This is a genomic window from Microcoleus sp. S36b_A4, assembly GCF_036700645.1.
Classification (GTDB): Bacteria; Cyanobacteriota; Cyanobacteriia; order Cyanobacteriales; family Microcoleaceae; genus Microcoleus.
In genome coordinates this window covers 38766-57831 of sequence record NZ_JAUBPI010000002.1, presented here as the reverse complement: position 1 = coordinate 57831, position 19066 = coordinate 38766, and the positions used below count along the sequence as shown (strand labels likewise).

Sequence of the window (19066 nt, the reverse complement as noted above, 5' to 3'; positions counted from 1 at the left end):
CACCTCCTGAAAACATGAGTTTACTAATCGATACAACGGGTACTCCCATTAACGGCTACGCTCCTGATTTTGAACTGCCGGGAGTTGACGAAGAAGTTCACCATTTAGCTCGATATTTAGAAAAATTTCGGGCGATAGCGGTGATATTTATGTGCAATCATTGCCCTTACGTGCAGTTGTATCTCAATCGTATGAAAGAACTTCAAGCAGATTTTCAAGATCGAGATGTTACTTTAATCGGGATTAATGCTAATGATGCAAACCAGTATCCCGACGACAGTTTTGAGAACATGAAAATTTTTGCCGCCAACAATCAACTCAACTTCCCGTACATCCGAGATGTTGCTCAAGATGTGGCTGAAAGTTTTGGGGCTTCTAAAACGCCGGAGGTTTTTTTGTTAGACCAAGACGGCAAACTACGCTATAAAGGTTTAATTGACGACAACGCTGACGATCCGGCGGCGGTGCAGGTTTCTTATCTGCGGAGTGCGATCGACCAATTGCTCAACAGTCAACCCGTTGAGCCTTCAACTACAGAGGCAATAGGCTGTTCCGTCAAATGGCGAGCATAGGCAGATTTAAAATTAACGTTCCGGCACTAATTATTAACTGGTTCCCTGGCTGTGCCTGGGAACCTATCTCCAGAGGCTCTGCCTCGTCAAAGAGTGGAGGTCAATTCGAGGTACACCCTCCGCATCTGCTTTACCAGGCAGAGTCTGGTAAGGAGTAAAAAGATTCAAAGCAATTTTCTGTGAACCTGAAAAGTAGACGTATTCCCAACTTAATTCTCGCAGTCGCCGTTATGCTAGCACTGCTAATTAGTTGGAACTTATTTCAGAACTTTTCCTCAGTCGATACGCAGCAGCGCACCTCTTTAAACGTATCCGCTGCTATCAGTCTCTCGAAAGCTTTAGGGGAAATCAAAACTGTTTATCAAAGCAGTAATCCGAATTTTACTATTACTTATAATTTTGGTGCTTCCGGCGCTCTAGAACAGCAAATTCAGCAAGGCGCTCCGGTAGATGTATTTTTCAGCGCCGCCACCAACCCAATGGATGCTTTGCAGCAATCTAACCTGCTAATTAACGACACACGCCGCAATTTGCTCACAAATCGTCTAGTTTTGATTACTCCCAAAAACGGTGTTGCTTTGAGCGATTTCAAACAGTTGACAGATGCCAGAATCAAGAAAATTGCGATCGGCGAACCCAAGAGCGTACCTGTCGGACAATATGCTCAGGAAATGTTAACTAAGCTTGGATTGTGGCAGCAACTCCAGCCAAAATTAGTGCTAGGAAATAACGTCCGCCAAGTGCTGACATTTGTCGAAAGTGGCAATGCGGATGCTGGCATAGTTTACACGACTGACGCCAAAGCATCGGACAAAGTAACTGTGCGGCTAACGGCTGCGGAAAATTTGCACTCGCCCATTGTTTATCCGCTGGCAGTTATCAGAAACACCCGCAATCCCGCTGCTGCAAAAGCGTTTGTTGACTTTTTGGCGGGCGATCGAGCTACAATAGTATTTCAGAAATACGGATTTGGCATAGTTCGATAACTCATTAATTAGGGATTTTTTACCGCTGATGGCAGCAGATAAGCGCTGATTAACGCGGATGTATTTATAGATGGAATTTGATATTTCTCCGCTCTGGATATCTCTAAAATCCTCCGCTATTGCGACATTTATCACCTTTTTTCTGGGAATAGTCGCCGCCCGGTGGATGCTTTCAACTCGCATCAGAGGTAAAGCTTTAATTGAAGGCATTTTCATTTCTCCCTTAGTTTTGCCGCCGACAGTAGTGGGATTTTTGCTGCTGCTGCTGTTTGGGAGGAATGGGGCGATCGGTCAATTGTTGCTACAATTCGACTTTACTATAATTTTCACTTGGCAAGCCGCCGCCATTACTGCCACAGTTGTATCATTTCCCCTCATGTACAAAACTGCTTTGGGAGCTTTTGAGCAAATTGATGCCAATCTTCTCAATGCAGCCCGCACTTTGGGAGCCTCAGAGTGGCAAGTTTTTTGGCGCATTATGTTGCCGCTAGCATGGCCGGGAATTTTAGCAGGAACTATTCTCGCATTTGCCCGCGCTTTGGGTGAATTCGGCGCGACGTTGATGTTAGCGGGGAATATTCCCGGACAAACTCAAACTATCCCGATGGCAATTTATTTTGCTGTGGAAGCTGGGGATATGAGGCAAGCTGCTATTTGGGTTTTGATTATTCTGAGTATTTCTCTGAGCGTGCTAACTGCTGTTAATTTTTGGATTGATTTACAAAGGATATCGCTCAAACCGAATTCGAGCCAAAGACTGCAATTAAATATTCCTAAATTCGCGTCTACTTTTACTACTACAAAATCCCAAAAACAACAACCGAAAAGCGGACTTTGTTTAAGCATTTTTAAACCTTTGTCCAGCTTTGCCTTGGATGTCGGCTTCGGTATCGGCACGGAAGTGCTCGGAGTTTTGGGCGCGTCGGGTTCCGGCAAAAGCATGACTCTGCGCTGCATCGCTGGTTTGGAAACTCCAATGAGCGGTAAAATTTCAGTCAATGGCAGGGTTTTGTTTGACTCAGCACAGGGTATTAATGTAGCTTCTAAAGACCGCCGCATCGGTTTTTTGTTTCAAAACTATGCTTTATTTCCTCACCTGACTGTTGCTCAAAATATTGCGTTTGGCTTGCAGCATTTATCTGAAAGCGAGCAAAAAATTCGGGTAAAAGAACAACTAATTTCGGTGCAAATGTCGGGACTGGAAAACCGCTACCCGCACGAACTTTCGGGGGGCCAACAGCAGCGGGTGGCTTTAGCTAGGGCGATCGCCCCTTCTCCAGAATTGCTACTGTTAGACGAACCGTTTTCTGCTTTGGATACTCATTTACGCAGTCAACTGGAACGGGAGTTAATGCAGACTCTGGCTAATTATCGGGGAATTACTTTGTTTGTCAGCCACAATTTAGAGGAAGTTTACCGGGTGTGCAAAAATCTGTTGGTGTTGGCGGAGGGAAAGCCGATCGCCTTTGATACCAAAGAGAACATTTTCGATCGCCCGCGCAACTTCACCGTCGCCCAGTTGACGGGCTGCAAGAATTTCTCAGCAGCTAAACCGATCTCCGTAACTCTCGTGGAGGCGATCGACTGGGGCTGTACTCTGACTGTAGTCGAACCAATTCCCAAATCTCTAGTTTCTGTGGGAATTCGGGCTCATCAACTGATTTTTGTTAGCGGGTGCGATCGTGAAAATACTTTTGCTTGTTGGATCGCCTCAACTGTGGAAACTCCGCACCGGGTGACATTATATCTCAAATTGCACTCGCCTCCCAATGATTCCCAAGATTATCACTTGCAAGCCGAAGTTTTCAAGGAAAAGTGGAGGACTATTAAGGACAATCCTTTTCCCTGGTATGTTCATTTGGAGCCAATTAGGTTAATATTAATGGAAGGCTGAGTTAACTAGCAATATACCGTTAACAGTCAACACTCAACAGTTAACAGTCAACACTCAACAGCTAAATCCCTCTTAACAAAACATCAAATCATGACTCAGAAAGTTCAAAAAACCGACGCAGAATGGCAACAACAACTCACGCCAGAACAATTTAAAGTCACCCGCAAAAAAGGAACGGAAAGAGCTTTTAGCGGCGAATATCACGACAACAAAAAAACCGGAATTTATAAGTGTATTTGCTGCGGCACTGAGCTATTTAAATCAGAAACCAAGTACGATTCCGGTACCGGTTGGCCGAGTTTCTACGCTCCAGTTAGCGAAGAAAATGTCAAGTGCGAGTCGGATAATACCTTGTTCATGCGCCGCACGGAGGTACTGTGTGCTGTCTGCGACGCTCATCTCGGTCACGTATTTAACGACGGCCCGAAACCTACGGGTCAGCGTTACTGCATGAATTCTGCTGCTCTTAATTTCGTCCCCAAGGATTAAATTTAGTCAACCGTTCTCAGTCAATTGCCCGGAACAGACTTTTGGGTCTGTTCCGGGCAATTGATGTTCAAAATGCACCCGTACTGCTATCTTATGGTGGAGGCAAAAAGAGTAAAAAAATAGTGGCGGCATGGGGATGGTATATCAGCGAGTTTTGCTGAAGCTCAGCGGTGAAGCGCTGATGGGCAGCTTGGGCTACGGCATCGATCCGATAGTCGTTCAGTCGATCGCCCAGGAAGTGGCCAAAGTCGTGTCCCAAGGCATTCAAATCGCGATTGTTGTCGGTGGCGGCAACATTTTTCGCGGGGTGAAAGCTGCTTCGGCAGGGATGGATCGGGCAACGGCTGATTATGTGGGCATGATTGCTACGGTGATGAATGCTATCACTTTGCAGGATGCTCTGGAACAAGCAGGAGTGCCAACGCGAGTGCAATCGGCGATCGCCATGCAAGAAGTAGCTGAACCCTACATCCGGCGGCGGGCAATTCGCCACCTAGAAAAAAAACGAGTAGTGATTTTTGGTGCCGGTTCTGGCAACCCTTTTTTTACTACTGATACTACAGCCGCTTTGCGGGCTGCTGAAATTGATGCAGAGGTGATTTTTAAAGCTACTAAGGTAGATGGGGTGTACGATTCCGACCCCCACCTCAACCCCAACGCGCGCAGGTATCAAACCCTCACCTATGCCCACGTCTTGAATCAAGATTTGCGGGTGATGGACAGTACGGCGATCGCCCTTTGCAAAGAAAATAATATTCCTATTATGGTATTTGACCTCTCGGTGTCGGGCAACATCTACCGAGCTGTAATGGGAGAATCTATTGGAACTCTTGTCGGAGGTTTTTGTGAAGTTAGCTGAATCAGAAGATCATATGCAAAAGGCAGTTGAGGCTACTCAACGGTCTTTTAATACTATTCGGACGGGACGGGCCAACGCCTCCCTCCTCGATCGAGTCATGGTAGACTACTACGGCTCTCCAACTCCGATCAAATCCCTTGCCAACATCGGCACCCCGGATGCGACTACGATCACCATTCAACCGTTCGATCGTACAGCGCTTACCTCGATCGAAAAAGCAATTTCCCTGTCCGATGTAGGACTCGTTCCCAACAACGACGGTTCAGTTATTCGCTTGAACATTCCGCCGCTGACGAGCGACAGACGCCAAGAATTTGTCAAAATGGCCAGTAAGTTTGCTGAAGAAGGTAAAGTTGCAATTCGCAATATCCGCCGCGATGCCGTTGACTCGATTCGCAAGCAGGAAAAAAGCAGCGATATCTCTAAAGATGAATCCCGCGACTTGCAAGATAAAATTCAAAAGCTGACGGACAAGTACATTGCCAAAATAGAAGAAGTTTTGGCAGCCAAAGAGAAAGATATCACGACTGTTTAGGGAATGGGAAATTGGGCAGGGGGAATAGGAAGAGTTTTGAGATTGCCGAGATACGGCCGCCAACAACGAGCAGACGCTTAATGATTTGTGAGTTGTGAGTTAAAAACTCAAGATTTAACACTCATTAACTTACCAATTCCTCCTGCCCCATGACCAATCACCCATTACCAGTTGTCCGCTGAAGGAATTCGTCCTGCCATTGTTAGCGGATTTAAGGTTGCTGAGGCGATCGATCGAGTTCTTGGAGGTGCCGACGACGCTAAGGAGCCGTACACTCAATCGATCGCCCAAGAATGGAACACTCATATGATTTGGGCCAGTCGCTTGGCTATAGCATTCTATCAGTTTACAGGAGCTGCTTACAGAGCGGGGGTCAAATTGCCGATGACTACTCAGTTGATGAGCAAAATTTTGTGTGGCGAACTGCGTTATGCCGATATCGCTAACCGCGCTCTTAAAAAGCTGATGCCGTTTTAGAACGAAGGAAGTTCGGCAACGGATTTAACACATGGATTTTGAGGGAAGAAAGAAGAGAGAATCTTCTTAAATTCCAATTCCTTATTCTCAATTCCTCATTCCCAATAGCGGTAAGGTGCGCCCCTAAGCACCCTAGATAATTGGATTTTGCCTAAATCCTGTAAAATTTAAAATCTAAAATCAAATGATAATTTATTTTTATAAAGTAGAGGAGCCTTATGGCTGCTTTTCTAATTTTTCACTACACGACATTTCTCTGCACGGTCAATATTGGTTGACTGTGGAACATTACTATCAAGCCCAAAAATTTGTCAGCACAGATAAAAGATTAGTGGCGGCGATTCAAGCCGTAGCAACTCCTCAAGAAGCCGCTAAGTTAGGTCGCGATCCCAAGCACCGGATTCGTGCTGATTGGGAAGCAGTGAAAATTCCCATTATGCGCGAAGCAGTTTTAACTAAGTTTCTCACTCATACAGACATTCAAGCTATTCTTCTTGCCACAGGGGATCGAGTGATTGTCGAGGATTCGCCAACGGATTACTACTGGGGGTGTGGCTGCGACAGAACCGGTCAAAATCATTTGGGTAAAATTCTGATGAGCGTGCGCCAAGAAATTAATCAGGGCCAGGGGCGCTGAGAGAAACTCAAATTCTTTCGTTAATTATCATTATATGAAGTTATACAACAAATGTCAAGTTATCCTAACAATGAAGAATTTTCATAGTGAAAGTTTAAGATTGCGAGAATTTTATAAGAGCATTAAAATAATAATAATTATTTGCTTAACTCGCTCTGCCTGTTGAAGGCAAGGATTAAACTGGCGCGATCGCAGATTTTCCTTACGCCAGTGCGCCAGAGGCGATACACCGTCGTCTGTCTACGTTGCGCTAGCCATTAATTGTACAGATCGGTTGAGTCAAAAACTCAGGGTGAGGCATTTGAGTTTGAACGATCCAACAGCACATCAAAACTTCTTATTATCATTGTATAAGTACAAAAGGAGATTTATGCAACTCAGAGAAAATACGCAAGAATTACATTATAAACTAGACAGAGAAGTTTTGATACGGCGGATAACAGAACGCATCCGCCAATCTCTAGAATTAGAAGATATTTTAACCAGTACGGTAGCAGAAGTGCGGTCTTTTTTGAAAACAGATCGCATTATGATTTACAGGTTTAGTGCTGACGGCAGCGGAGAAGTTGTTGCTGAGTCAATTAATAACAACCATCTCCCTTCCTTGAAAGGGCTGCACTTTCCAGCAGACGACATTCCCGCGAGCGCCAGGGAAATGTATGTCACTTTGCGCCAGCGGACAATAATAGATGTTAACTCAGGGACGATCGTCCTGAGTCCCCTCGATGCTGCAGACACCGGTCAACCTTTAGTAAAGGAAGAGATGCACTACAGATCGCTCGATCCTTGCCACACAGCTTACCTGATGGCAATGGGAGTGCAATCTTCCTTAGTCGTGCCGATTTTGCACCGCAGGATCGCGTCGGAAAACAGCAAAACAGATATTTGCGAGGCCGCGACGTGTCTGACTCGATACGAGCCAGGAAATAATCAAAAAATTCACATCGAACTGTGGGGACTTTTAGTGTCTCACCACTGTGCGCCCCTCAATATTTCACCAGCAGATTTAGAAGTAGTTCAGCTCGTATCAGATCAATTATCTAGCGCTATAGCCCACGCGCTCCTCCTCGAGCAAACCCGCTCTCAAGCCGCCCGCGAAGCTACCGTGAGCAGCATAGCAGCCCTGTTATATGGTCACGAAAACATTCAACTGCAACAGGGTTTAGAAGCCACCGTCACCGCTTTGGGCGGCAGCGGTGGCCGACTCTATCTCAACCCGCCGAAAATCAACGGTGAAAATTTATCCCCTCCCAATATTGAAGGAGGATTGCCAATTGCCCCGGCCCACAGTGATGCTACCTTTGAACTGTTCACCACAGGAGAACAACCGACACTTCCCAACTGGGAAAAAGTTAAGGCGCTCGAAGCTCACCTCCTCTGGCAGGAATGGCTAACCAAAGGATTTAAAAATCCTGAAGAACTTCCCAAAATTTCAATTTTTACTAACTGTCAATTCCCAGTTTTGATAATTACTGACTTATACAAAGAACCTCTATTTAGAGTTTTAGTTCCCGCTTTCCAATCTACTAAAATTAGGGGTTTGCTGGTAATTCCCCTCCACTACAAACAACAAGTAGTTGGCTGTTTGACCATTTTTCGTAATGCAATTGATACCGAAAAAATGTGGGCGGGGCGCTTTGACACCAGCGCTGCACAAACCCTTCCCCGACAATCCTTTGAAGTCTGGCGAGAAATAAAAAAAGGTCAGTCGCCCGAGTGGAAGTACGAGGAAATTGAGCAAGCTTTAGCTATAGGCAGCCAATTTTGTTCGGCAATTGGGCAGTACGTTCTTTATAAAGAAGTGCAGACCCTAAATGCCAACTTGGAGCGCCAAGTTCAAGAACGCACCGCCCAATTGCAAAAATCCTTGGACTTTGCCAAAGTATTGACTCGAGTTAGAGACCAGATTTGCAGCACCTTAGATTTAAAGATCATACTGCAAACTATTGTGCGAGAAGTCAGAGTTTTGTTGGATACCGATCGCACGGTAATCTACCAATTTGCGGCCGACAAACAGGGCGAGGTAGTTGTCGAAGCTGTTTGTGGCGAGTGGCGATCCATTTTAGGTATCACATCTCCAAAAGAATGCTTTCCCGAAGGCTCAGACTGCTTTTATCGAGCCGGACGGGTGCGAGCAATTAATGATATTTATACTGAGGATTTAACACCCTGTCACCGCGAATTTTTGGAAGAGTTGCAGGTGAGAGGAAGTTTAATTGTACCCATGAGAGGCAAAGATTCCCAATTGTGGGGGTTGCTGATTGCTCATGAGTGTTCGGGACCGAGAGTTTGGCACACAGCAGAACAGGAATTGCTGCAACATTTAGCGGCTCAAGCTGCGATCGCCATTCACCAAGCAGAACTTTATCAAGAAAGTCTCAATGCAGCAACTGCCGATCGATTAAAAGCCGAACAGCTAGCTAAAACAGTCACAGAATTGCACAATACCCAAGCCCAACTGATTCAAACCGAAAAAATGTCCAGTCTCGGACAACTCCTGGCCGGAGTCGCCCACGAAATCAATAACCCCGTTAACTTTATCTACGGCAATCTGTCCCACGCCAGCGAATACACCAAAGATTTACTCTGCTTGGTGGAACTCTACCGCCAGCACTACCCCAATCCCAACCCAGAAATTAGCGAGTGCTCCGAAGCAATCGACATCGAATTTCTTGCCGAAGATTTGCCAAAAATTTTGGGTTCCATGACAGTCGGAGTTGAGCGCATCCGCCAGTTAGTTGTATCTTTGCGTAATTTTTCCAGGAGCGATCAAGCCGAGAAAAAAGCCGTTGACATTCACGACGGCATTGACAGTACCCTGTTGATTTTGCAGCACCGGATCAAAGCCAATTCTGATCACAACACCGTAGAAATCATTAAAGAATACGGCAATTTGCCCTTAGTAGAATGCTATGCCAGCTCGCTCAATCAAGTATTTATGAATCTGATCGGTAATGCCCTTGACGCCCTAGAAATGGGAAAAAAAGAGCGAGTTATGAATCTTCCCTTGAAAGCGGCAAGTGCAGCAGCTACACATTTAAGCTCCCAAATACGGCCTATCGAGTCAGGAGATATAAATGCCACCACCGAGTGTTTGATTCCTGATTTCCCATCCCCTTGCATTCGGATTCGCACTGAATTAATCGATGAAAAAACGGTAGGAATTTGCATTGCCGACAATGGTCACGGCATCCCCAAAGAGTTAATCTCTCACATATTTAATCCATTTTTTACTACTAAACCCGTCGGTCGGGGCACGGGTTTAGGACTGTCTATCAGTTACCAAATTGTAGTTGAGAAACACCAAGGCGTACTTAAATGTGTTTCTGTACCCGGTCATGGTACAGAGTTCTGGATCGAGATTCCCCTGAATTAGGCAACCGTCAATCGATTTTAGATTTTAGATTTTAGATTTTAGATTTTAGAGGCGACCCCACGAATAAATGCGGGGGCTGGAGGATTTTCGATTTTCGATTTTGGATTGATTCCACGGATAAATCACGTGGCGGGTACCACCTTTGAAATTCGCTTGTCAAGGCAAGATTAGCTTCACCAGCACAGAACCGATCGAACCGAGAAGACTCATAAAGTCGCCGCGGCTGGAAGTGCGGGGTTCCGTAGGCTTTTGGCGTGCAACAATGGCTTCGCCTAACTGCTTTGACAACTCCTGACCTTGGGGATTTCCTTGATCTGCAAAGAGTTTGTTTGCTATTGCAGCGTCTTGAGTCGCGCCGGCGAAGTCTCCCAAGTCAGCGCGAGACATACTGCGCGCAAAATAAACGGCGGCTAAATCCGATTTCAGATTCAGCGCTTGATTGTAATAATCAATGGCGTTTCTGTAGTTTCCTGCTTGAGCTTCCAGCACTCCCAACCGGTAGAAGTCTTCAGCGGTGCCGATATTGGTTGGCATTCCTCTAACTCCGAGCAGTTGCGCGTTAGTTAAATTAGCGCCTTGCAAATTGGCGTCGCTGAGATAGGCACTTCTCAAGTCAGCACCGCTGAGGTTCGCACCGCTGAGGTTGGCCCCCGTCAGGTTGACGCCAAACAGGCTGGTGCCGCTGAGGTTGGCACCGCTGAGGTCAGCCCCGGTAAGGTTGGCTCGACTGAGGTTAGCCAACCTTAAGTCAGCACCTTTGAGATTGGCTCCGGTTAAATTGGCTAAAACCAAGCCCGCACTGCTGAGGTCGCAGTTGGGGCACTGTCGGGTGGCTAGTAATTGTTGCGTGTGTTGGATGTTCTCGGCGGGTGCAGGAGCGATCGGGGCGATCGCGCTCAGCAGCGTTGCAGCAGCGAGGATTCTGAGTTTCATTTTAACCGTCCCAAATCCAAAATATTAAATCTAAAATAGCTTTTCTCGAAGCAATTGAAAATCACCCTAACACAAGTTCACCCAACAAATCTTTGACTTGGCGTATGTAGGAGTTCTGTGCGCCATCAGCACCCTACATTGAAGTTCTCGGCCTTACCTTAGTGTCAAATAAAGATTTCGCTGCCAATAAATTAGGGTAATGAAAAGCTCATTACCCTTTAGCCGCTGTTCTCGGCAACCATAAAAATTAACAAATAAATTAGTCGTGAATCGTGCCGTCGGGCATCGTTGTACCCTTAAGATATACTCCGCTCAGGTTGACTTTTGTAAGGTTTGCTCCCAACAGGTTTGCTCCGCTTAAGTCTGACGCACTTAAAATCGCTTCAGTCAAGTCTGCCCTAATTAGACTCGCCCCCATTAAGTCGGCTCCGCTAAGGTCTACTTTACTCAAGTTTGCGCCAATTAAATCGCATTCTGTGAGCACCGCCCTACGCAAGTTTACTCCGTAAAGATTTACTCCGTGCAAGTCTGCACGGCCGAGTGTTGCGCGAGATATGTTGGCTCCAATTAATGTTGCTTGGATCAGGGAAGCTCCGCTCAAGTCTGCTTTGCTGAGATTTGCTCCCATCAACTCAGCTCGATTCAGGTTAGCTTCAAGTAAAAGTGCTTCTGTGAGGTCGGCTCCACCTAAGTCTGCTTTGCTCAAATTAATTTTGCACAAATTGGCTTTGCCAAAGTTGACTCTGTTGAGTTTGGCTTTGCTGAGATTGGCTCCAATCAGGTCGGCTTCATACAGATTGGCTCCAATCAATTCTGCTTCGTAGAGGTAGACCTCGTGCAGGTAGACCCCGCTAAAATTTCTTTCTCCTATTGCGTATAGCTTGAGCAGTTCGTCAACGTTCATTGTGGCTTCTCTACACCTTTTAAATGAAGAATACTGTCAGCAAGCTGGTTGCACCGGATGTTCTGCAATTTTAGATTCTGAAATATTCACACCCTGGGTGAAACTTCCCTCAATCTGCAAGGTTTGAGTATAAATTAGATGGTTTGGTGAGGGTGAAGGACAAAGCTGCATTCTCTTTTCCCTTTGGTTACCAATTAAAATTTAAAAATTTTAACAACAAGTTTGATCGCACTTCCTAACTAAAGCCCAAAGATTCTACGTGGAAACTCCGATCCCAGCCATAACTTTTTATGGGTAGTTGAGCTTACTGAGTAAGCGTGTGACCTAGATCACAAAAAAAAGCTAGTAGTATCACATAGAAACTTTGCTTTCGATCACAGCAGGCGGGCAAAAATAGCCCATACTTATACTGTAATGCTGATAAATTGACAATGCCACCCTTGTCGTGTTTTACTAAATTGGCGATAAAGCCAGTAGTTTCACGGATACTTGCCCGCGGCAAGAAAGTCGGTTGCAAGGTCACTCGGCGCTACGCGCTCTGACCGATGAGAGTGCTGAGATCTAAGGATTTTTCGCACAGCGAAAGCCAAAAATGTACTTCGGGGGCGAGGGAAATGTCTGTAGAAAAATGCGATCGCTGGTGTACAGACATTCCCCTGTTTGCTAGCACCTAATGGCTAAAAATCGCTTATACGTTCGCAAAAAATACCAATAAATACCAGGAAAACCATGATAAATGTTTAACAATAAGAGAATAAATGGTATTCCTTAAGAGTCACCTATTGCCGGTAATGTTACAGTCGAGCGGTTCACTGCTATCACTATTAGCAATGACGCTTGTCCATCAAATACAAAAATGATCCAGAAACCGGGTTTTTTACCCAAAAAAATCATGGCAACCTTGCTCCAGGTTAAAATAATCCGGTTTCTGAGCGTCTGACTGCCTCCAGGAAGGAAAAAGTTTAATGAGAACGATCGCTTTTGTATTGCTTCAGGGCAAACAAAAGGTCAGCATTTAGGATAGGAGCAGCTTTCGCTCCCTTGTCAAACAAAGGTATTGTAGAACGCGAATCGTGAGGTAATTGATATGGCTGGAGTATGTAAACTTAGCATCACAGAGACAAGTGAAGAGCTAAAAAACCTGTTAACTGAACAAAAAACGGCAAGCGGCTTTCAAAAAATTCAAGCACTTTACCTGTTCAAAATTTGTCATGTTAAGACAGTTAAAGAATTGGCAATGACCATTGGGGTAAATCGAATTACAGTGCAGCGGTGGCTGAGAAAGTACAGATCTGATGGACTAGAAGGACTCCTCGAAACAAAGCACAGCGGCGGCCGCAAGCCGGCCATTCCTCCGCTGGCACGCGCTAGTTTGGCAATGCGCCTCAGCGACCCCCATAAAGGCTTTAAAAGCTATGGAGAAATTCAAGAGTGGTTGCAGCAGGAATATAGCATCGAGGCTTCCTATAAAGCCGTTTACGCAACAGTCAGATACCAGCTCAAAGCTAAGCTGACGAAAGTCTAGACTGTTCATACCACGTAGGATTAAGCACCGATTATCTAATTGTTTGCCGTCAGCTTTTGAAGATTTTGAGGAGTTGCGTCATCACGACAAACCGGACTAATTCTTTTTTAACAAAACTCGCTCTCATAAACTGCGGAGCATATAAATTGTATGTTGTGGCAATGGGGTGAAGGGGAGAAGATTTGATGCTTTTCCCGCGTTTGTGAAAGATGCTTAAAAAATTGGTTAGAAAGCATAACTTGCAAGTTTTGTCTAATTTGCAAGTTTTGTTATATGGATGGAAAAATTGGCAGTGGCTAAGGCAAAAACCGATCCAAAGCCGCTTTCAATTCTTCGATTTCCGTATCGATATTACCTTCTTTAGCGGCTCGGGCAATGCACTCGGTTAAGTGTTCGTCAAGAATGATTCTCGCTACGCGATCGAGCGCGCCTCGCACCGCAGCAACTTGCACCAGAACTTCGGGACAGGGACGGTTTTCTTGAACCATTGTTTTAATGCCGCGGACGTGCCCCTCAATCCGAGACAAGCGATTTACCAGCCGTCGCATCGATTCTTCATCGTGATGGTGAGGGTGGACTGATTGATCGTCGTGATGGTGGTGGTGGGAATTTGAGGGCAAGGATTTGTCAGTAGAAGTATCAGATATAATCATTGGGGTTACGAGAGAAATTTTTAAAAGTTAGAATTCAGAATATGTTGAGTTGGTGCGGGCTCGTGACTCATGTATTGTAACTGTCTAAATACATTTAGGATCTTCATAATGGCAGATTATTGAGTCCGCACGATCGCACACCTTTACCAGACTAACCCAGACTAACAAAGATTGACGCTATGCGACTATTTAAGTTTTTTCGGCCCGCACCTCGAATCGGTGCTCGTTGGTTCGCCCTAATTTTAGGAATGACGATCGCCCTGAGTGCGTTAACAATCAATGCTGCACCCGCTGTCGCCGCTGATGGCACAAATCCGCCCAACTTACAGTTTCAGAGTTCCCCGGCCACTCCCCGGAATCCGCAACCGTTAGCGCTGCGGAGCTCGGAACTCCCGGCGGATACTGGCAGTTTTGTGACGGCGGCTGTCGATCGAGTCGGGCCAGCAGTTGTTCGTATTGATACCGAGCGCACTGTCAGTCGCAACCTCGACCCTTTAATGGAAGACCCCTTCTTCCGCAGATTTTTGGGAGAAGATTTACGGAGCATGACCCCCAGACAAGAACGCTTACGCGGTCAAGGTTCGGGCTTCATCATCGACAAAAGCGGGATTGTTTTAACCAACGCTCACGTAGTTGACAAAGCCGATCGAGTGACTGTCACCTTAAACGACGGCAGGACATTTCCAGGAGAAGTGCAAGGTACTGACGAAGTAACAGATTTGGCTGTTGTCAAAATTAATACTAAGCAATTAGACTTGCCGACTGCCATCTTGGGAGATTCCGACGCGGTGAAAGTGGGAGATTGGGCGATCGCCGTGGGCAACCCCCTCGGATTTGACAACACCGTCACCTTGGGCATTATCAGCACCCTCAAACGCTCTAGTGCAGCCGTCGGCATTCCCGACAAGCGCCTTGATTTCATTCAAACCGACGCCGCCATCAATCCCGGCAATTCCGGCGGCCCCCTGTTAAATAGCAGAGGAGAAGTGATTGGCATCAACACGGCGATTCGAGCCGACGCAATGGGTATTGGGTTTGCGATTCCGATCGCCAAAGCCAAGGCCATCTACGCGCAGTTAGCCAAGGGAGAACAAGTCAGCCATCCGTTTTTGGGGATTCAGATGATTGCTTTGACCCCTGAAATGGCCAGAGAGAATAATTCTGACCCCAATGCTCCTTTGATTGTCCCGGAAGTTAACGGAGTGTTAGTGATGCGAGTTGTGCCAAATACGCCTGCTGAGAAAGCAGGGATTCGCAAAGGGGATGTGATCGTTCAAATTGACGGTGAGGGAGTGACTGAGGCCGAACAGTTGCAAAGTTTGGTGGACAACAGTGAAATCGGTCAAATTCTAAAACTGAAGGTGCGCCGCGGTTCCCAGATTAAAGAAGTAGCCGTTCAAACTGCTCAATTGCAAGATTTTTAGATATGAAGAGGAAGGGGGGAAACTGTTAGAAAACCTTTCCTTCTTCGTTCTTCCTTCTTCCTTCTTCGTTCTTCCTTCTTCCTTCTTCCTTCCTCTATATGACACGAGTTCAACTTGCCTATCCCAAAATTCCAGATAGTAAAAATTGCCCTCACGAACAATGTATAGCTTTCGAGAAGTACGATGGCACTAATTTGCATTGGGTTTGGGAAGTTGAACTTGGTTGGTATGCTTTTGGTACGCGCCGCAGTAAATTTGATTTGGATGAGATGGGAATTGCAGAATTTAATGCTGCACATCCCGGTTTAGAAGCAGCACCTGAAATATTTAAAAGAGACTTTGCTAGTCCCTTAGAGTCTATATTTCGAGAGAACGAACAGTATCACTGCGCTGAAATTACTGTGTTTACAGAGTTTTTTGGTGCTAACTCGTTTGCGGGAATGCACCAAAAGGACGATCGCAAACAACTGGTTCTTTTTGATGTGGAAACTGAGGGCGGTATGGTTGTTCCCGATCGGTTTATTAAAGACTTTGGTACATTAAATATTGCGCGAGTGATTTATCGTGGTAAATTAACTGGCAAGTTTATGGATGATATTCGCAAGGGGAAATACGGTGTGGATGAAGGTGTTATGTGCAAGGGAGGCGGAAATGCTAATAATCTGTGGATGGTGAAGATTAAGACTGATGCGTATATGCAGAGATTACAGGAAGCTTTTAAGGATGATTGGGAAAATTACTGGGAGTAATATCAAATCTGAAGAGTAAGTTTTTTCATGAATCGATCGAGTAGTGCGATCGGATTAAACCTTATCTTTTGCATTTCCCTAGTCTTCAAGCTCTAAATATCGAGCCAAAATCTGTTTAATTTCTGGTATTTGGTGCAACCCCAATTGCCCAAGACAGCGGACAAGTCTGCGTTTATCAAAGGTTATCGGATCTACGCACACGATAAAACTCTCGGTACTCAGACCATTGAGAGTCGAAGGAATTACTGGCAAAACAACAGCTCATAAACCTTCGTTTGGAACAGCAGAAGTGATGGGCAGAACTGTGACTTTACTGCGTTGATTAAAAGCATTTCCTGAAATAATTACCGCCGATCGACTCTGGCGGATTTCTGTACCGACTCAACGATCGAAATTCACGAGCCAGATGCTTCCCAGTCGGTAATCGCTGCTTGCTGCCATGCTTCATCCTCATCGGTTAATCGATCGCTCAGTTCATCGAGCAATAAACAGGCTTCTACCATTGCCTGCTGTTCTTGTTGTTTGCGCCACGCTTGCAATAAAATCTCAATTAGCCGACTGCGATTTTCTACACGATCGTCAATGTAACGCACTAGCTCATCTGGCAAATAGATAGATACTTTCATATTATTTATGCCACTTTTAATACTACCATTGGTCGCACAACGATCGAGCAGATAGCAAGCTGATGAAGTAGAGCAGCAGCAACGCCGATTTTGTCTGATTCCGATCGCCCCCTACACAAAATTAGCCGGATCTTGATCTCGCCGATGCTTCAGCAGAATCGGAGAACCTTGACCATCACCCACCAAAGCCGCCGTTTCCTCCAACGCTTCCCTCAATCGCTTAGCCGCGTAGATCGACATATCGCGGGGCACATTCACCCGAGCGCGCAAATACCGCAAAGCCGCATCAGAACCAGCCGGCGGCGTACAAACTTCGCCAGTCATCATCAAAGTTAAAGCACAACGCAAAGCCTCATCAAATAAGTTGTCATCAGCAGGATTGACTCGAACGATATTGCGGTGGTGCTTAATGACGCGGTGAAGTGCTTCAGCGCGGGAGGTTTCCGGTTCTGGATACATCACATCCGGCAGTCCAGCCCAAGGCCCATTATCCACGCGGGCTTTATTGAGTAGCATCTGAGGTTCGCCGTTTTCATAACACCCGCCCATCTGAGGCGGTAAATCGTGGACGTGGGTGTGAAAATCGCTCTGAGTGCCCCGATAGGTAGGGCGGGTTTCCATCGCCGCAAACCAGTCAGCAAAGCGCGGGTTTTCTTCCCGCATCGAGTAGCCTTTGTAGTAGTAAAGACTGGCATTCATCCGTTCGACGTAGGGCGTAAAGATGACATCTGCAGTGCCAAATTCATCGAGGAAATAAGGCCCCGGAGTGCTGCCGAGAGCCTTTTCTACCTGGGCGACGACGCTGATAAATTGGTTGCGGTTGTGCTGTTCTACTTTCGCTGAACTTGCTGGGTAGCACAGCCAAGAGCACCAGGCCCTAAACAGCAGTCGCTCTAACCGCCGCATGGGTATTACTGCCGGGTTTTCCATGCCCAAACCCAAGGGGCCATAGACTCGTTCGAGGGCGATTAAGATATCATCGCTTTCGGTGATGATGCGGCCGTCTAGTTCGATCGCCGGTAGCATTCCCGATGGCACTTTGCGTTTGTACCAGCTTTCCTTTTCCCCATAGCAGAACATGGTAACTTTGTCAATACGGTAGGGGATTTGTTTTTCTTCTAACCACAACCAGATTTTTTGGCAGTAGGGACACCAAGCATGGTTATCGCGGTACAGAGTGACTCGCACATCGGATTCGGTTTTACCGAAGAGGCGCAAGCGGGATTGAGCGTTGGTGGGGCCGTTGGTGCGATCGACTTCAAAGTCTGTGAGGGCTTCTAATTCTGTCCAGCTTAGAGGGGTCATGCGATTTTAGATTTTAGATTTTAGATTTTAGATTGGAGAATTGAAGACAGCGACTGCTTCGTGGCAATAATAGAACTTACGCACCAACTCAATCGGTAGGGTGCGCTGTGCGCGCACCTTACCCCTACCGATAGCGCATTCAACTATTTTTTGGTCTTAGTCGTGAATAAGATAGTTGGTTCTCAGTTAAAAAAAGCTTTGAGGACTGAAGTCCTCACTACAAACTTAACTACAATTAAGGCGACATTTGGGGAGGGGGTGGGGCGTCTTGAATTTTAGCCAGTGCTGCTTTCATTTCAGGAGTGGCTAGCAACTTTTGCGTATCTGCGATTAAACGATCGCCCCAGAGGTTTTCTTTGAGATATTCTACGGTAGCATAACGTTTGTCGAGTTTCAGAGCTGCTTCTCCCATCGCTAAGCCTTTTTCTTTGTCACCTTTGGTGTAGAATGCTACTGCTAGAGCTAGCATTGCTTCGGCTGCTTTGTCGTCGATCGTGATCGCTTCTTGCCAGCGTTTGATGGCGCTATCAACATCTCCCATTTCGTATTTGACTAATCCGATATTGTTGACAGCAGGCCAAAGATTTTTTTCTAAAGCAAAGGCTTTTTCGTATTGGGCGATCGCCTGATCAAACCGCTTCAGCTTATAAAAAGCATTACCTAAATCAAATAATGCACCTGGAGTGTCTGGTTTGAGTTTTAATCCTGCTTGCAAATATTCAACTGCTTTCTCGTAGTTCGCTTTCCGAAAGTAAGCTTCTCCCAAGACAAATTTAATTGATGGATTTTCTGGCGACAGAGATTGAGCTTGCCCCAAAGCTTCAATGCCTTTGTCAAACTGTTCGACTTGAAGGTACAAGCTACCTAACAAAGTCCAAGTTTGAGCATTTTTGGGGGCTAACTGTGTGGCGAGTTCGGCTCTAGGTACCGCTAGTTGGTACTGCTGGAGTCTGGCTAGCTGGACGGCTTCTTCTGCAAGGCTCAAGGCCGTTTGTTCGAGTTGGGCCGAGTCGATTTGCAGGGTGTAAGGCAGGAGTGCCTGTGCCACAGCAGGCTGGGGCATTGCCCCCAAACCGAGTGCGAGTAGCAGAGATATTAAAGGAATGCGATTAGGCACTGTAC

21 protein-coding genes are annotated in these 19066 nt (G+C 46.1%); 12 read left to right on the top strand and 9 right to left on the bottom strand.

What is annotated here, in order from left to right; translation table 11 throughout:
- Nucleotides 1-14 precede the first annotated feature (14 nt).
- The 9 genes from QUA03_RS01150 to QUA03_RS01110 all read left to right on the top strand — a co-directional run bounded on the left by QUA03_RS01150 (nucleotide 15) and on the right by QUA03_RS01110 (nucleotide 9825).
- Entirely contained in the window at nucleotides 15-572 is a 558-nt protein-coding gene (locus QUA03_RS01150; protein ID WP_333068721.1) for a thioredoxin family protein, read from the top strand.
- 179 nt (nucleotides 573-751) lie between these two features.
- Nucleotides 752-1558, top strand: a complete 807-nt coding sequence (modA, locus tag QUA03_RS01145) for a molybdate ABC transporter substrate-binding protein (protein ID WP_333209007.1) — start codon at nucleotides 752-754, stop codon at nucleotides 1556-1558.
- A gap of 70 nt (nucleotides 1559-1628) precedes the next feature.
- Nucleotides 1629-3452, top strand: a complete 1824-nt coding sequence (modB, locus tag QUA03_RS01140; RefSeq protein ID WP_333209006.1) for a molybdate ABC transporter permease subunit — start codon at nucleotides 1629-1631, stop codon at nucleotides 3450-3452.
- 90 nt (nucleotides 3453-3542) lie between these two features.
- On the top strand, nucleotides 3543-3941 hold the full coding sequence (gene msrB, locus QUA03_RS01135) for a peptide-methionine (R)-S-oxide reductase MsrB (protein ID WP_333209004.1): 399 nt from the start codon (nucleotides 3543-3545) through the stop codon (nucleotides 3939-3941).
- 130 nt (nucleotides 3942-4071) lie between these two features.
- A complete protein-coding gene (gene pyrH, locus QUA03_RS01130) occupies nucleotides 4072-4800 on the top strand; it encodes a UMP kinase (protein WP_333076369.1) in 729 nt (242 codons plus the stop codon).
- Nucleotides 4787-5335, top strand: coding sequence for a ribosome recycling factor (gene frr, locus QUA03_RS01125; RefSeq protein ID WP_333209003.1), 549 nt, complete (start codon nucleotides 4787-4789; stop codon nucleotides 5333-5335). The genes pyrH and frr overlap by 14 nt, the downstream gene beginning before the upstream one ends.
- A gap of 171 nt (nucleotides 5336-5506) precedes the next feature.
- Nucleotides 5507-5812, top strand: a complete 306-nt coding sequence (locus tag QUA03_RS01120) for a hypothetical protein (protein WP_333209001.1) — start codon at nucleotides 5507-5509, stop codon at nucleotides 5810-5812.
- A 184-nt stretch (nucleotides 5813-5996) separates the two neighbouring features.
- Nucleotides 5997-6449, top strand: coding sequence for an NADAR family protein (locus QUA03_RS01115; protein ID WP_333208998.1), 453 nt, complete (start codon nucleotides 5997-5999; stop codon nucleotides 6447-6449).
- Nucleotides 6450-6819: 370 nt separating this feature from the next.
- Nucleotides 6820-9825, top strand: coding sequence for a GAF domain-containing protein (locus QUA03_RS01110; protein ID WP_333208997.1), 3006 nt, complete (start codon nucleotides 6820-6822; stop codon nucleotides 9823-9825).
- Nucleotides 9826-9981: 156 nt separating this feature from the next.
- Here QUA03_RS01110 and QUA03_RS01105 read toward each other — a convergent pair whose 3' ends face one another.
- The 4 genes from QUA03_RS01105 to QUA03_RS01090 all read right to left on the bottom strand — a co-directional run bounded on the left by QUA03_RS01105 (nucleotide 9982) and on the right by QUA03_RS01090 (nucleotide 12314).
- Nucleotides 9982-10758 (bottom strand): pentapeptide repeat-containing protein, encoded by a 777-nt coding sequence (locus QUA03_RS01105; RefSeq protein ID WP_333208995.1) that lies wholly within the window; start codon nucleotides 10756-10758, stop codon nucleotides 9982-9984.
- Nucleotides 10759-11017: 259 nt separating this feature from the next.
- On the bottom strand, nucleotides 11018-11662 hold the full coding sequence (locus QUA03_RS01100) for a pentapeptide repeat-containing protein (RefSeq protein WP_333208993.1): 645 nt from the start codon (nucleotides 11660-11662) through the stop codon (nucleotides 11018-11020).
- A 36-nt stretch (nucleotides 11663-11698) separates the two neighbouring features.
- A complete protein-coding gene (locus tag QUA03_RS01095) occupies nucleotides 11699-11833 on the bottom strand; it encodes a hypothetical protein (protein ID WP_333208991.1) in 135 nt (44 codons plus the stop codon).
- Nucleotides 11834-12191: 358 nt separating this feature from the next.
- Nucleotides 12192-12314 carry a hypothetical protein gene (locus tag QUA03_RS01090; RefSeq protein WP_333208990.1) on the bottom strand — a complete coding sequence of 41 codons (123 nt, stop codon included), beginning with the start codon at nucleotides 12312-12314 and terminating at the stop codon, nucleotides 12192-12194.
- Between the two features lie 435 nt (nucleotides 12315-12749).
- Between QUA03_RS01090 and QUA03_RS01085 the strand changes: the two genes are divergently transcribed.
- Complete coding sequence (locus tag QUA03_RS01085) at nucleotides 12750-13187, top strand: helix-turn-helix domain-containing protein (protein WP_333084315.1); 438 nt, start codon at nucleotides 12750-12752, stop codon at nucleotides 13185-13187.
- A gap of 296 nt (nucleotides 13188-13483) precedes the next feature.
- On the opposite strand, the gene QUA03_RS01080 is transcribed toward QUA03_RS01085, so the two are convergent.
- A complete protein-coding gene (locus QUA03_RS01080; protein WP_333084317.1) occupies nucleotides 13484-13840 on the bottom strand; it encodes a metal-sensitive transcriptional regulator in 357 nt (118 codons plus the stop codon).
- A gap of 179 nt (nucleotides 13841-14019) precedes the next feature.
- On the opposite strand from QUA03_RS01080, the gene QUA03_RS01075 reads away from it, so the two are divergent.
- Nucleotides 14020-15264 carry an HhoA/HhoB/HtrA family serine endopeptidase gene (locus tag QUA03_RS01075; protein WP_333208988.1) on the top strand — a complete coding sequence of 415 codons (1245 nt, stop codon included), beginning with the start codon at nucleotides 14020-14022 and terminating at the stop codon, nucleotides 15262-15264.
- Between the two features lie 98 nt (nucleotides 15265-15362).
- Nucleotides 15363-16013: an RNA ligase family protein gene (locus QUA03_RS01070; protein WP_333208987.1), complete on the top strand. Its 651-nt coding sequence runs from the start codon at nucleotides 15363-15365 to the stop codon at nucleotides 16011-16013.
- 261 nt (nucleotides 16014-16274) lie between these two features.
- On the opposite strand, the gene QUA03_RS28925 is transcribed toward QUA03_RS01070, so the two are convergent.
- From QUA03_RS28925 to QUA03_RS01055, 4 genes are all read right to left on the bottom strand, one after another.
- Nucleotides 16275-16382, bottom strand: coding sequence for a type II toxin-antitoxin system PemK/MazF family toxin (locus QUA03_RS28925; protein ID WP_445304830.1), 108 nt, complete (start codon nucleotides 16380-16382; stop codon nucleotides 16275-16277).
- 26 nt (nucleotides 16383-16408) lie between these two features.
- Nucleotides 16409-16639, bottom strand: coding sequence for a hypothetical protein (locus tag QUA03_RS01065; RefSeq protein ID WP_333208986.1), 231 nt, complete (start codon nucleotides 16637-16639; stop codon nucleotides 16409-16411).
- Nucleotides 16640-16750: 111 nt separating this feature from the next.
- Nucleotides 16751-17944, bottom strand: a complete 1194-nt coding sequence (locus QUA03_RS01060) for a glutathione S-transferase family protein (RefSeq protein WP_333208984.1) — start codon at nucleotides 17942-17944, stop codon at nucleotides 16751-16753.
- Nucleotides 17945-18179: 235 nt separating this feature from the next.
- Nucleotides 18180-19061 (bottom strand): tetratricopeptide repeat protein, encoded by an 882-nt coding sequence (locus QUA03_RS01055; protein WP_445242593.1) that lies wholly within the window; start codon nucleotides 19059-19061, stop codon nucleotides 18180-18182.
- Between the last annotated feature and the right edge of the window lie 5 nt (nucleotides 19062-19066).

What these genes read in the sequence shown, in the direction of transcription:
- QUA03_RS01150 (WP_333068721.1), top strand. Translation starts at nt 15, where the DNA reads ATGAGTTTACTAATCGATACAACGGGTACTCCCATTAACGGCTACGCT.
- modB (WP_333209006.1), top strand. Translation starts at nt 1,629, where the DNA reads ATGGAATTTGATATTTCTCCGCTCTGGATATCTCTAAAATCCTCCGCT.
- msrB (WP_333209004.1), top strand. Translation starts at nt 3,543, where the DNA reads ATGACTCAGAAAGTTCAAAAAACCGACGCAGAATGGCAACAACAACTC.
- pyrH (WP_333076369.1), top strand. Translation starts at nt 4,072, where the DNA reads ATGGGGATGGTATATCAGCGAGTTTTGCTGAAGCTCAGCGGTGAAGCG.
- QUA03_RS01115 (WP_333208998.1), top strand. Translation starts at nt 5,997, where the DNA reads ATGATAATTTATTTTTATAAAGTAGAGGAGCCTTATGGCTGCTTTTCT.
- QUA03_RS01110 (WP_333208997.1), top strand. Translation starts at nt 6,820, where the DNA reads ATGCAACTCAGAGAAAATACGCAAGAATTACATTATAAACTAGACAGA.
- QUA03_RS01105 (WP_333208995.1), bottom strand. Translation starts at nt 10,758, where the DNA reads ATGAAACTCAGAATCCTCGCTGCTGCAACGCTGCTGAGCGCGATCGCC.
- QUA03_RS01100 (WP_333208993.1), bottom strand. Translation starts at nt 11,662, where the DNA reads ATGAACGTTGACGAACTGCTCAAGCTATACGCAATAGGAGAAAGAAAT.
- QUA03_RS01095 (WP_333208991.1), bottom strand. Translation starts at nt 11,833, where the DNA reads ATGCAGCTTTGTCCTTCACCCTCACCAAACCATCTAATTTATACTCAA.
- QUA03_RS01090 (WP_333208990.1), bottom strand. Translation starts at nt 12,314, where the DNA reads ATGTCTGTACACCAGCGATCGCATTTTTCTACAGACATTTCCCTCGCC.
- QUA03_RS01085 (WP_333084315.1), top strand. Translation starts at nt 12,750, where the DNA reads ATGGCTGGAGTATGTAAACTTAGCATCACAGAGACAAGTGAAGAGCTA.
- QUA03_RS01080 (WP_333084317.1), bottom strand. Translation starts at nt 13,840, where the DNA reads ATGATTATATCTGATACTTCTACTGACAAATCCTTGCCCTCAAATTCC.
- QUA03_RS01075 (WP_333208988.1), top strand. Translation starts at nt 14,020, where the DNA reads ATGCGACTATTTAAGTTTTTTCGGCCCGCACCTCGAATCGGTGCTCGT.
- QUA03_RS01070 (WP_333208987.1), top strand. Translation starts at nt 15,363, where the DNA reads ATGACACGAGTTCAACTTGCCTATCCCAAAATTCCAGATAGTAAAAAT.
- QUA03_RS01065 (WP_333208986.1), bottom strand. Translation starts at nt 16,639, where the DNA reads ATGAAAGTATCTATCTATTTGCCAGATGAGCTAGTGCGTTACATTGAC.
- QUA03_RS01060 (WP_333208984.1), bottom strand. Translation starts at nt 17,944, where the DNA reads ATGACCCCTCTAAGCTGGACAGAATTAGAAGCCCTCACAGACTTTGAA.